General features: G+C 30.3%; 9 protein-coding genes. 3 read left to right on the top strand and 6 right to left on the bottom strand.

Annotation, left to right across the window (positions count from 1 at the left end; genetic code table 11):
• Positions 1-207 precede the first annotated feature (207 nt).
• A complete protein-coding gene (locus tag prwr041_RS02195) occupies positions 208-1092 on the bottom strand; it encodes an Abi family protein (protein WP_207154696.1) in 885 nt (294 codons plus the stop codon).
• Between the two features lie 306 nt (positions 1093-1398).
• Between prwr041_RS02195 and prwr041_RS02190 the strand changes: the two genes are divergently transcribed.
• Complete coding sequence (locus tag prwr041_RS02190) at positions 1399-3972, top strand: KAP family P-loop NTPase fold protein (RefSeq protein ID WP_207154695.1); 2574 nt, start codon at positions 1399-1401, stop codon at positions 3970-3972.
• 570 nt (positions 3973-4542) lie between these two features.
• Here prwr041_RS02190 and prwr041_RS02185 read toward each other — a convergent pair.
• The 5 genes from prwr041_RS02185 to prwr041_RS02165 all read right to left on the bottom strand — a co-directional run bounded on the left by prwr041_RS02185 (position 4543) and on the right by prwr041_RS02165 (position 11262).
• Complete coding sequence (locus prwr041_RS02185; protein ID WP_207154694.1) at positions 4543-5532, bottom strand: hypothetical protein; 990 nt, start codon at positions 5530-5532, stop codon at positions 4543-4545.
• Between the two features lie 379 nt (positions 5533-5911).
• On the bottom strand, positions 5912-6868 hold the full coding sequence (locus prwr041_RS02180; RefSeq protein ID WP_207154693.1) for an FRG domain-containing protein: 957 nt from the start codon (positions 6866-6868) through the stop codon (positions 5912-5914).
• Between the two features lie 83 nt (positions 6869-6951).
• Positions 6952-8169, bottom strand: a complete 1218-nt coding sequence (locus tag prwr041_RS02175; protein WP_207154692.1) for an AbiH family protein — start codon at positions 8167-8169, stop codon at positions 6952-6954.
• Between the two features lie 329 nt (positions 8170-8498).
• Positions 8499-9827: a hypothetical protein gene (locus tag prwr041_RS02170; RefSeq protein ID WP_207154691.1), complete on the bottom strand. Its 1329-nt coding sequence runs from the start codon at positions 9825-9827 to the stop codon at positions 8499-8501.
• Positions 9828-9921: 94 nt separating this feature from the next.
• The gene (locus prwr041_RS02165; RefSeq protein ID WP_207154690.1) at positions 9922-11262 is read right to left on the bottom strand and encodes a KAP family P-loop NTPase fold protein; all 1341 of its coding nucleotides are present in this window, start codon (positions 11260-11262) and stop codon (positions 9922-9924) included.
• Between the two features lie 1005 nt (positions 11263-12267).
• Here prwr041_RS02165 and prwr041_RS02160 point away from each other — a divergent pair.
• Together prwr041_RS02160 and prwr041_RS02155 are read left to right on the top strand one after the other, a co-directional pair.
• Positions 12268-12699: a hypothetical protein gene (locus prwr041_RS02160; protein ID WP_207154689.1), complete on the top strand. Its 432-nt coding sequence runs from the start codon at positions 12268-12270 to the stop codon at positions 12697-12699.
• A 389-nt stretch (positions 12700-13088) separates the two neighbouring features.
• Positions 13089-13517: a D-Ala-D-Ala carboxypeptidase family metallohydrolase gene (locus prwr041_RS02155; RefSeq protein WP_207154688.1), complete on the top strand. Its 429-nt coding sequence runs from the start codon at positions 13089-13091 to the stop codon at positions 13515-13517.
• Positions 13518-13553 lie beyond the last annotated feature (36 nt).

Below are 13553 nucleotides of genomic sequence, written 5' to 3'. Positions count from 1 at the left end.
TTCATTTAGCGATGATAATTTGGGTAAATTTAAAGCGGATGATGGCAAAATAGTTATGTTATATGTTCATTCCCTGGATGCTCCATTTATTAAAATTACTAGATTCCATGCGCCTGATATTTATATAAATACAAGTGTTCCTGATCAAACCTTTCATTATTCCATCAAATAGTGAATAGGCATAAGTAGGTTTATCCTTATATTTTCTTATTCTAGTGCTTGATAAAAATCTTTGATATAATCAATTATATAATGAATTTTCTCATCTGATTCATTTTCAACTAATTCCTTAATTCTGTTTTTAAAATCTAAAGCTCTATTTTTAGAAATAGAAAATATAATATAATGAATGAACAAAAGACATCCTACAAGATCATTATTATGCCCATTCATATTATTAATAGGTCCTTTACGCAAGGATAGTTTTAAGTGCAAATCAAATATATTATGAGAGTGAGCACACAGATTTCTTAAAACTCGGATGTTTGTCATTAAACTACTCATAGTCTTAAGATTTTTTATATTGTATTTCGCAGCAATCTTGAGTCTCAGGTCGTCATCTCTTAAACTATTATATAAAGTAATGATTTCTCCAAAAGTCATGTATTCTAATGTTTTCCAGGCTGGAGCATATTTATCTTTTTTATGATGCTTATGATGAATTTTAATAGCATCATTTTTCATAATATTACTATAATTTCTATCTAAGGAGTCTAAAAATTTGTCCTTTACTATTGATAAATTTGAAAACCAATACGGATCAGCATTGTAATGGTTTGAAACGTTATATATTAAATTTGTGCGAAAGTTAATTTCTATTCGATATAAATATTCTGCCAATATTGTACGTAAATTACTGTCAAAATAATATAAAGCCACAGCATCTCTAAATTCTGTACCTTCTTTGAATTTATGGCTACGTTTTGTCGTATCTGGATATGTAGTCTCAAATGGGAACCAATAAAATCCCAAACGGTAATACCCCTTATCCATTAATATGCTTTTTGCTTTGTCTTCATTAGATATAGTCATCCCCCTATCCTTAAGAAGTTGTATTTGTTGTTCAATGGTTGTAGCTAGTTTCTTTGTCATAGTTATAGTATAAAAAATGGGAACATTCGCTTGGAATGTCCCCTATATCCTTATTATAGTGCACCTACACCGCCTGGATGTACAGGCACTTTTTTATATGTGCAAAGGTATCTATTAATCATGTTACTTACAAATAATCTGAGCATTTTCTTTCAAGTTATCCTGATTTTTAACAATTAACAAACTATATAAGGCTTAATTCTCGCTAATTCTAAAGAAATTTGTAGAAAAGGAAACGAAAGATGAATTTATTGACTAATTTTGTGCTGTCCCCGAATGGGAATACTTACATTAATAATTTTGCAAATGAATAATACAACTTCAGATAATACTCAAGAGCAGCCATCAATGATTGCCGATATAAAAAAGAAATTGAGTGATGCTAAAACAAAATTATCGAGTATTAAAAAAGCAATAAGTGATGCCAAAATAAAGTCATTAATTGTTACTTCTATAAAAAAGATCCTGAGCGACTTTAATACAAAATTGATATTAATATTTGTATCATTGTTTGTCCTTTGTAATGCCTTTATAATGGGGGTAATCGATGACTATATTGCTAATGGAATATTATCAGGGTTTGATGATAATATAGCAGAACGAATATTATTTATATTTGTTGTTATAGTACTAATCTACTACACTGTAATCGATATACGCAATAATAAGAAAGTATCCAATTCAAGATTTGGATGGGCTTTTACTTTCTTACTCTTCTGGGCTTATTATAGACTCCTTTCTGACGAATGGACTTATGTGAAATTTTGGAATTTAAAATATTTATCTTATATCGACATAGTTCCTTTATATTCTTTATTGATAATAATCAAAACGGCTTGTTACAAAAGAGTTCCTAGAATAATAGATGAGTCAAAAGGATTTGAAACAGATTTACCAATTAAAGAAGAGGAGAGTGATTCTTTAATCAAAAGAGACAAATTCGCAGAAGAACTTGCAATAAAGATAAAAAATACACCAATTGAAGAGAGGGCATTCTCTGTTGGTGTTGAATCACCTTGGGGAGAAGGGAAAACCTCATTTCTCTATTTATTATGTAACCATTTTGATGAGAAAAATACTATTATTATAAAGTTTAATCCTTGGAAGTATGAAAAAGAACGTAATCTTGTCGATGCTTTCTTTTTAGAGCTTCGTGAAAATCTAAAGAAATATGACTCGTCTTTATCAACAAACTTAACAGAATATGCACGCATCCTCTCTGATAGTAATCATGATATTATAAAGTTCGGCGCAAAATTTATAGAATGCTTTTCCTCTCAAAGTGTTGTTACTAAACGCGAAGTCATTAATTCTGCTATAAAAGGAATTGGCAAATTAATTCTTGTTATTATAGATGATTTAGATCGATTAGATAAGGATGAGATAATGTCAGTATTACAGTTGATAAGAAATAGTGCTGATTTCCCTAATATGGTGTTTGTTTCGGCTTATGATAGAGAGTATTTGATAAAAACTTTAAATGATAAAGTGTATAAAAGTAATAAATATATAGAAAAAATATTTCAATATCAATTTAAACTTCCTGAATATGAAAAATCTAAGTTGAAAGAAATATTATTAAATGAGGGGCTGAAAAACATTAAACTTGAGGATAAAGAAGAATTTAAAAGCACTATAAACGCTCCCTGGTTTGGACTTAAGTTTGATTATATAAAAAGTATAAGAGACGTATATCGTTTCTTAAATGCTTTCAATCTCGTTTATCAAAGATTGCATGGTGAGATTGTTATCAAAGATTTGATGAATGTTGAATTACTTAGGATGAAATATAACTATGTATATGAGTTGTTAGCAAAAGCGCATTTTAAGTATCTAGTTAAGGATGGTAACTATTTAAAATTATGGAAGAAGAGTCAAACAAATTCATCTTCAGATAATGAAGATATACTTGAAATAATAAAAAACAAATATACCGATGACGAAGATATTAAGAATATAGAAAGTATGCTACGAGTGTTGTTTAACCTACAAACTTATCAAACAAAAACAATCAATAATCCTTCATATATAGATCGTTATTTTTATTATTCTTTGTTGGATTCTGATATTTCTGAAGATGAATTTGAAAAAGTGATGAACAAGCCTTACCAAGAGATTAAACAATATATTAATGTTTGGCTTAATGATAAAAAAGGTTATAATTTATCTGATCTCTTAGGCAATGCTAAAATTAGTAATATAGAAATATATAAAAAAGTAATCAGTAGTATTTTTTATGTAGGATATAAAATAGGGGACATTTTTCTAAAAGTTAATTTTGTTTATTCTGTAATTCTTAAGTCACCTTTAACACCAGAAGAGAATAAAGCCTTCATTTATGAAGTCTTCTTTGAAAATGGTGCTTCTGAGTTTGTTGCTAAATTTATAAAAGATTTGTTTATTGAATTACCTGTAACATCCAAGTTAAATTTCACAGCAGAAGAATGTCATAAGATAAGTGAGAAAACGCTTCAATTGGCATGTGACTGTAATATGACATTTGATAAAGTATTGAAATTTCTAGATTACACATCCTATTTAGGAAAGGTTATTAATCATGACGGAACATACCACTATGATGAATTTCGAAATGAAAGAGCAGATGAAATATTTATAAGTTATGTGAAATCAAATTATACTACAGTTTTTCCTTCATTAATAAATAAAAATTCTAATAATTATGCATATCTATCTAGTCCCGTAGTGGATGATATATGGAAAAGTAAAGATGCCTTTAAAAGTTTTATTGATGAGCTAATGGAATCAAATAAAGATGATGAAATGTTGAAAGAATTTAGTGAGTTTATGAATAAGTATTTCGCCCAAGAAAAAATAGGTCCAGTACAATTTGACTTTAAATATATACATTTTGATTCATAAAATACGTTTTAGGCGTATAACCGCTCGTATTTAATTTGTCCTTATCACTTTAATTGGTATTTTATTAGGGAATAAGGACTTCTCTTTCAATGTCCTTATGATAACTATAAATAAACATATAACGACATATAAGAAAGTAAATGAGGTACAGGGACGCTATTTTTTACTCTGCCTTCATTCCTTCAGGTGCATTTTGAGCAGAATTGGGATTAAACTTGATGATTAAGGTGTCACGCTTTACACCTGAAGTTTTCTTCTGATGCGTTGTAACAGTCTTTTTTGCTGTTTTCTTAACTTGTGGCTTACTTGCTAAAGCAACAAGGGTTCATGCTGCTAGTATTGTGATGGGAGTAATCTTTTCATGATGTACAGACGTGAATTGATAATTTAAAGTGTTGTTTTATTTGATATGTAGCCTGATTAATTAATAGCTTGTTACTAGGAACTCTTCAAGCCATTCATTTATGAATTTAATCATAATAGGACTCTCAGCATACTTTGGTGTTATAGTCTGCTAAGAGTCCATATATTGATGTCATATTAAGACTTCTCATGCAAGAAGTCTCAATATTATCTTACTGTATAATTAAGCTTTACAGCTTCATAACATCCATTATTTTCAATAATCTCACACAATTTTGTCCAGATTTTAAAATTATCTTGGATTTTATCAGTCTTTGTATAATTTACTCCTTGAGCGTTATTATTACTAATAATTGCTTCCTTATAAATCTGATTAAAAGAATCCTTTGTCAGTTTCACCCTCTCGAATCCTTTTTCTCCTTCCGATCCAACCTTACATGGTGCAAAACTATACATTCCATTTATAGGATTCTTATAACTAGCACCACGATAGCAAGTAAAATCTTCTTCTTTTTCACAACCTTCAGATTTACTTTTATTGCAAGAACAATTTGGATTGTTTTCCGATGATTTATAATTCATAATATCCAAGTAATACTTTGGTGCAAATTCTTCCAATTCACTTAGATCATTATTTATATTATACTTTAGCTTATTCTCTTTTGGTCCCACAACAAAAACAGTATCCAAAGCAAAGTAAGCATCAGGTGTGTCTCGCTTGATTGTTGAACCAAATAAAATAATACTTCCTGGGTCCAATTCCTGCAATGTTTTTATGCTTTGCATGCAATAGCTATAATAAAATCCATCTTCACCGAACACAAATGGATCCGTATTGGTAGGTGTTGAATTTTTGTCTCCTTTGATAAGCTGTCCTGATTCATTAAGCCTTAGAAATGGTTCATGAATAAAATGTGGCAAAGCGCCATCATCATTACAAGTATCTTGATTGACAATACGAGTGACTTCTGATTGCGGTTCCCACTCTCCCCAAAAATAAATCTTATTCGTAGTATCATTTTCTTTCACTTCTATTTTTTTTCCATTCTTAATATAAGCACCTGTAGTACAAAGATATTTTCTTTGATGCTTTATATCACAATTCCAATCCTTAAACAGTTTTTCTCCTTCGTTTTTGGATTTTGTAAACGAATGTTCTCCACTTGTATGCAGAAACTGCACAATCATAATACTCATAATTAATGTTTTTTTAGTTTGACAAAATATATAGAATTGCAAAAGTAATGATTAAAGTATTATTAATAGTATCTGTTTAGATTAAATGTTATATTTTGAATTATTTTTAACTTGTTGCAAAACTGAAAATATTCTTTTCCATAGATGATATGAATAAAATTATTGATGTTCCACCATGAAAAAATGCTATTATATTTCTTTGCAGATGCCCATAGACTAAACGTAACAACATGAACTACATAGTCTCTCGCAGATGGCGGAGATTCACGCAGATAAACTGCAAACAGCATGAACAGCATTGTCTCTTTTAAACAATAGTATTGCAAATGTATATGTAAAGTAAACAATACATAATCATACTATAATCGCTGGCATTTTCTCATTGTTTGTTCTTTTGTTTTTGATTGCTCCAATAAAGGTTTTCTTTAAGTGTTTTTGATGTTCCTTCAAATCCTGGAAATATTAATGATGCATCGTAACCTTCATTACATAAGTAATTATATAATTCATAATTTTGTGGAGTAGGAATCAATATTTTATATAATATAGGTTCTTCATTACCGCTATTTATTTCTTCCTTTATAATTTCATCTAAAGGTTTTACTATTTTATCATTATTATCAAAAAATTCTGCATGATCAGTTTTATAGTAACTCTTAATAGAATATAGTGAGAATACACCTTTTTGGGCACAAAGGTTTGGATTGCCAGCATATTCTGGGATGGATAAGATAATTCCATCGTGATCTTTTTCTACAGTATTTAAGACAGTTGTATTCAACACCCAAAGTACTATATTTTCTGGCTTTTCTGATTCATCAAAGTTCATTAACCCTGAAACTGCAAAGTATAAAGCCACATTTATATTTCTAGACCAGTCTAAAAGACGAGTGTAAACTCCATAGTGTTGTGCTAATCCTGCTATCTCTATATATTCAGAAGGGAGCCATGTTGACTTATTGTATAAAATATCATCAATATTTACTTTGCCAATAAGTTTATGCCTAAAGTCATTTGTGTTTGGAATATGCAAGCCCCTGTAATCACAATACATGTAAAAAAGATGTAGACTGATATATTCTGCAACCATTTGAAAAGACTCTGAATTATCATTTTTATACTTAAAAGTAGGAAAATATGTCTTAACTAAGTTAACAAGGTCTTCGTGGTTTTGCTCACGTAAAGCACTAGGAATAAGTTTATATTCATCTGAAGATTCTCCTCGATAAATATACTTATTACTACGAAGTCCATATAGCTCTCCGTTATATGATATCTTGTGGATAAAATCCTCTACACTTGAGCATTTGATTTCTTTTACATTGTTTTCTCCCATGATTTTATTATTATTTATTTTTGAATTAGTTCGTTTGCATGCTTTGCATACATTCATGTAGCTCACTGCAAAGCTTATCCTCTTTATATCTCTTGCTTTTTTGTGGAGTCATTTTGAGGAAGTGGCTCACATAATTCTTTGTTGACAACTCTGTCTCTCATTAGTTTCATATCCGTGAAGTTGCGGCTGATGTTCTGAACGATATCTAAATAATTATCTTCGCCGTCTTTACTCTGGTAGTAAAACGGTTTGATAGAAGCACAGTTTTCATGTTCGAATAGCGTGTTCATTAAAGTCCTGTCTGAGTTACCACACGAATGCCCCATAATGTATATTTGGAATTTGTCGAACTCAATAAAAGAAAGGACGTCATGATAGTTACTTGATTCTAGATATTTTATAGATTTACTATTGCGTAGATATTCATTATCGTTAAGTCTCGATAATTCTTTGTAATCTCTATCCAGTTCATCCCCATAACCAAATATCACATTCTCTGGTTGCTCTAAGTCTCCATGAATATGATTTATTTGAAAATATTTACTATTAGGTAAATATAAATCGGCAGTTTTAGTATAGTTGAAATCAAGAATACATATATAAGTAGGTGCTATTTCTGGTTCGAGGTTAAATTTGGATTTGTTTCTATCTTTATCAAAAGTATAGTGCCCATTTTTATGATTCCTTTTTAAATATTTTATTGTTTCAATTGATAGATCATTTTTATTTATGGGCTCAAATATTATTTTGCTTATATTTTTATTTAATATATTCTCATTTATATATTTATCTTGGACTAGTGTTAGATATTCTGTTAGTTTAGCTCTTATAAAGTCCAGCTCGTCGTTAAGTTCTTTTGGATCTTTATATTCTGGTTTATCTAAAAATGAACGCAAAAAGTTGTAATACTCATTTTCAATATCTACCCATCCTTTAGTTTCAATTGAGTTAATGATATTAGCAAATAGGGGTGTAAATTCCACATCATAGCTATTATTTTTATCTGCGATCATATCAAGAAGCCCACTATATTCACCATAAGTGCTGTTAAAAAAATGATGCCATGAATTATATGTAATCATTTCTTTATTTGTTTGTGGAATATTAGTTTTGTTCAGATTATTAAATTGATGCTTGTTTTTTAGAGATAAAGAACACAACATATCGCTTGATATCTTAGAATCGCTGTATGCAATAGATCTGAATCTTTCCTGAGAATACCAATTTATAAAGTCTTCGTACTTTGTGGGAAGTTTGTGAGCTAAGTCGAAGCCATTACCAACGAGAATAATTCTATTCATATAATAGATAATTTAGGGTTGTTTTTTTTGTGTTAAAATACAAAAGTAGTCTTTTTCTATGTCATAGCAAAATATAAAGGAATAAAAAAAAACTTTTTGTGTAATATGTCTTCTTTGTTATTTTCTTAGCTCTTGGCTTACAAAATGTTGGCATAAAACTGTGTTGTCGGCGATATTTATATGTTGTTTGCAAAGTAATAATGTAGGCTTATGTCTTATTCTGTCGCTGATAGAAATAAATCAGTATAAAGACAGATGACTAATAATATTGTCAGAATCTTTAGAGATTTTTTAAACGATACAGACAACACCCTACGTTTAGAATTATACTAACTATGCTTATTATGACAAAATAATACAAGCTTTCTTGTCAGGTTGTATTTGGTCGATTTTGTTTTGAACCTATCTTTACAATCTTCTTTATCACATCTTGTTTTGTATTTGTAGCAGTAAAATTTGTTAAGATATATTTTAAATTCAGCATTTAGTTTACGGCATAATTTAATTAAATTTCCATAGTCTGGCATTTGATCACTTATTGACATAACAAGGTGTTGAAATTCTGTGTCAGTATAAGTATACTTATTTATTGACATTTCTTTTAACTTCTTTATCAAATGTTTATTAGATTTTCCGTAAACTTGGCATAACTCAATTGTGTCGTCTATCCTTTTTAATATATTCTTAATGAGTTTCTGTGAATATTTTTCTTGATTAGATATTTCATCTCTAGCTTCCTCTATTGAAGAAATTGATTTTTGACATTCCTTGTATATTTCGTTCAATCTTTCAACTTCGCTCTTTAAATAATCAACAGGCAAATACCCTAATCTAATGGTTTGAATATTTCTATAGGCATTGTCACGAGAGTATTTCTTATACACGACCTTGTCTATAAGCTCGTCAATATGGATTTTTTTTCCACCACTAAAATTAACTTTTAGTAAAATATAAAATAATACTAATATCGTTGCAAATACTATACCAAGAACAAATTCTTTTGAGTTGAATGTTGGTATCTCTTTTTTAGAAGAATAATTTGCAAGGAGGGCTATACCAATAATAAACAAGTTGAATGCAAAACTTTTGTTTGTCGAAGGAAATAAATAAATTTTCCCAAGTGCTGGTGCGATTTTATGTTTGTTGATTGCTACGTAAATCAAACTAATTGAAAATGCGCAAGTAAGAGACATCCACGCCCAGTAATTAACTGCATCTATGACAATTGGTTCCTTAAATTTTATAATAGTAGAATATATAATTGATACAAATATTATATAGCATGAATCTAGAATAGGTGCTTCGTCCTTTAATTCTCTTATTCTTTTTAAATCAATTGCACGTTTCACTTTGAATAAATCGAACCAAGGCTTTATGAAAATCAAAATAGTAATGATCCATGAAGAAAAAATAATTGATTTATACACATTAATATGAGGCTTTTTAATTAATAAAATAGAATACATATAGCATATAACAGAAATTAATGCAGCCACTAAAGCCCAATTATTCCAACCTGGGTTGTTACGAATAGACTCTTCTCTGTCTCGTTCAAGATAGAGCCATGATATGAATTCTGAGTCTGTCATTTTTTCTATGTTTACATATTGTTTTCCCATTGTCACACTGTTGGGCTTTTTGTTTTCCTTTTCTTTCATTTCTATGTTTTTAAGATTAAACGATTTTGCTATTTAAAGGATAATATAAAGCTATAAAGCTGTATCATTACTAGTTATAATATAGCTGCCTAAATCAATTAAAATTAATCAATAAATCTATTATTTCGGTTAATTTGTCAAATGTGAAGTTACCATGAAATGAATAATAAAAAAAATCAATTTCTACGCTTATTGTATGAGCTGTATTTTTATGAATAGAAAGTGATTCAGCTTTTTCCTTAAGATTTTCCACCGAAAATGGTTTAGTGTGAGAAAAAAATATGCATATAGTTTTTCCTAAAACCTTTGATAATATTTCTGATTCCTCAGAATCTTCAGGCAGAAATGGTTCTAATACATCTACAATATCTTGGGGCTCTTTGTATATTTTCTCCTCAAAAGAGGTGTAGATTTCATTATGGCAGACTTTTAAAAATACAAAAAAGAGGAAAAGCATAGGATCACATTTTTGCTTTTTATCACAACTCACAGCTAAGTTTGCATGAGAATAAATCTTTTCCATTTGTCTCAAACTCAGTTTGTTATATTGGAATAGAGTTATTGCAAAATCATTAAGACTTTTTCCATATCCGAGATATTTCATGCGTGTTTTAATCTCAAATCTATCATATAAGTAATTACAGAAATCCTCATAACTTGGTTCTGGTAGATTATATTCTATATCTATGAATCGTTTAAGATAATTCTCTGCATCTAATGACTCACTACCATAATATCCTTTTACAGCATTACATAGTTGCTTTTTGTCTATTGATAAAACAAAGACAATATTTGGAATAGAAAAAAGATGTTTTATTCTTTCTAAAACTTTTACTGCATAAGCAGGATTGCATCTGTCCAATTCATCAACAAAAAATATTAGAGGCTTGTCAGATTTGCATTGACTAATAAAGTTTTGAAGAGCTTCACGAAATTCTTTGATAGAATTCTTTTGGTTTTCATAATCTTGGAATTCTTTACTTAATACATCTGTAACTCCTTGGGCACATCCTTTAATAATATTGACAGCATTATCACCAATATATTGTTTTGCTATTGCTTCAACTAATGCTGGTAACATTGATAGAACTATTTTACTTGCAGCATTAGTAACTTTGCTTAACTCTGTATCCAAATTGTATTGTTTGCTCAGTTCTTTAAATTCACCAATGAATCCAATTAATGGGTCACTAATAAAGTCATTTTCCCAGACATTAAAATACAGAGCATTAAAACCGTTGTTGATAAGATGTTGCTGCCACATTTTGATAAATGTAGTTTTACCAGTACCCCATTCACTGTTTATAGCTAAAACACAGCTATCATATTGTGATACTATCTGCGTTAATATTTCAGCATACTTTTTCCTATCTAATTTGCATCCATCAAATGGGTGTTCTGGGTCTATAGGTACATCTCCTAATTTACTTATCATAATTTGGTTTGTTTTTTTAAGTTACATTTAGTGTTTACACTCTTTGTTTTTCTTATTTGTGCCCCAAAGTTACAAAAATATTTGCGGAATTAATTAAAAATACAAAAGAAAGTGTAAAGCTGAGAAAACACATCAACATGAACTACATGTACTCCCGCAGTGTGGTAACTGTCTTTCTCTGCGAAATAATGCAGCTTGCTGCGTTCCTCTGCGACCTCGGCGCTATCTGCGAGAGAATATTCACACAAGCTTACTCAATCAATCTGCAAGAACCCAAATAAGTATCTCGCAGATCACGCTGATGATCGCAGACGAAACCCTAATAACTACATTAACTACAAAATCAGAAAAAGCAAACAAATGTTGGCTTTTTCGCAACAAAGTTATGCCAAACAACCATTAGCATAGGGGCAATGTTATGTGTACACGTAAATAATGGTGTTGCTGATAATTGCAAGTATTAACTAAAATTGTGGCCCCTTTTTCAACTGTTATTTACGATCATATTCATCTTTTATTTGTTTTAGTGAATACCGCTAGTTTTTGATTATATACATAGCAATGAATTATGATGTACACCTTACTTAATGTATATAATATTTATTTATATATATATGTCAATATATATAAATTGTCACTTATATATTCACATAGGTCCAATAAATGTTCTTATTTGACACTGTATAAATATTTATGCTTATAAATATTGAAATTTATTGTTTAATATTTTGCCATTTAAATATGTTTTTATACCTTTGTGATACAGATGTAAAAAATCTGAATGGGAACCAGTATGCCCGCCTCATGTCTGAACGACTCTATAAGTTTGATGTGGCGATGTATGCAGTCTCATGCCATGACGAAATGTCGTGTCGGAACACTATGCAATTAGACGGGGTGAGTCCATGATTTACCAATAATCTATGTCCTTTTACATGAACACAAGCCTGATACCAGTTTTTGATTTGGTAAACAAATAAAACAAAAACTTCAAACTATAATCACATGAAAGTAGAATTAAAAAATGTATTCGACGCAACCCTTTGCGATGAAGAAATAAGTATTAATAATGAATACGATGAGTATGGATACATTTTCAACTATATATGGAATAAAATGTTACCTCATGGAAGAAACATGGAAGAGGTGAAATCTGAAATTGAAAGCTTTGCGTATCTTGGTAAATTGTCGGTAATCTACGACGGTAAGAAATACAGAATTAATATCCGTGCGAGATTTTTGAGAGACTTTCTGAGATTTTATAAATCAAATCTCACGACAATGCAGATTAAGAGGCTTCAAACTGATGTGAATGAAAGATGCGCTTTAGCTATGATCATCGTGAACAACTTTTTCTATAATGGACATCTACCGATTCAAAAATCATTATTAAAAGCTATAAAAAGAGTGTTCTCATTGTCAGATAGTGACGCATAACACTTGAAAAAGACAGTTTTTACGTCGCCCTACGTCGCCTATGTTCGCCGTAAACGTTAAAACTTCATTAACACTTGATGCGCAATACATTGATATTCAATGTATTGCGCATTTCTATTTTTAGACGATTTTCAAATAATTACGGCGAACATTGTATGAAACTACGCATATAGCTAACTTTGCATGTATAAAAAAATACACAACAAAAAGATAATAAAGTTTTCATTCAATGGATTTAATTAGATTTTTTATTAGCCAGTATAAAACTGATTATTTAGCTGGTTTACTATGTAGGATGTGTTTAGTGTTGCCCCTATCCTTTATGGATAGGGGCACAATTATAACCACTTATATAATGTAAACTTTATTACCCCTATAAATTCATCAAAATGAATCTTAATTTGAAAAAAAGAATTTCGCCACATTTTATTGTTGGCGAAGTAGTGAAAACATGTAGTGAGGGAATTGATACGAACATCATCAATAATGCCCGCAGACTTGCTGAGACGTGTCTGGAACCAGTGAGAAACCGCATTAACCGTCCGCTTATCGTTAACTCGTGGTATCGCAGCCGTAAATATAATGCACAGGTAGGCGGAAAGAGAACCAGTCAGCACATAAGAGGCGAAGCCGTTGACCTACGTCTGGATGCTGATTGCTGGAAAATACAACTGGCTCAACTCGTGCCGTTGTTTAAAACTTACGCCGACTATGACCAGATGATCGTGGAGTCTTCACCCACAGCCCATTGGCTGCACGTGAGCCACACCGACCGACACGCAAACAGACACCAATATCTACAAATAAACACCCATTAAACAAGAATACATCATGCAATTTTATATATTATCATC

The organism is Prevotella herbatica, assembly GCF_017347605.1.
GTDB lineage: Bacteria > Bacteroidota > Bacteroidia > Bacteroidales > Bacteroidaceae > Prevotella > Prevotella herbatica.
The sequence above is the reverse complement of the archived record's forward strand: the minus strand, read 5'-3'. Positions and strand labels throughout refer to the sequence as shown.

Bases quoted from the DNA above. Each gene is read 5' to 3' on its own strand.
- prwr041_RS02195 (WP_207154696.1), bottom strand. From the start codon at position 1,092: ATGACAAAGAAACTAGCTACAACCATTGAACAACAAATACAACTTCTT.
- prwr041_RS02190 (WP_207154695.1), top strand. From the start codon at position 1,399: ATGAATAATACAACTTCAGATAATACTCAAGAGCAGCCATCAATGATT.
- prwr041_RS02185 (WP_207154694.1), bottom strand. From the start codon at position 5,532: ATGAGTATTATGATTGTGCAGTTTCTGCATACAAGTGGAGAACATTCG.
- prwr041_RS02180 (WP_207154693.1), bottom strand. From the start codon at position 6,868: ATGGGAGAAAACAATGTAAAAGAAATCAAATGCTCAAGTGTAGAGGAT.
- prwr041_RS02175 (WP_207154692.1), bottom strand. From the start codon at position 8,169: ATGAATAGAATTATTCTCGTTGGTAATGGCTTCGACTTAGCTCACAAA.
- prwr041_RS02170 (WP_207154691.1), bottom strand. From the start codon at position 9,827: ATGAAAGAAAAGGAAAACAAAAAGCCCAACAGTGTGACAATGGGAAAA.
- prwr041_RS02165 (WP_207154690.1), bottom strand. From the start codon at position 11,262: ATGATAAGTAAATTAGGAGATGTACCTATAGACCCAGAACACCCATTT.
- prwr041_RS02160 (WP_207154689.1), top strand. From the start codon at position 12,268: ATGAAAGTAGAATTAAAAAATGTATTCGACGCAACCCTTTGCGATGAA.
- prwr041_RS02155 (WP_207154688.1), top strand. From the start codon at position 13,089: ATGAATCTTAATTTGAAAAAAAGAATTTCGCCACATTTTATTGTTGGC.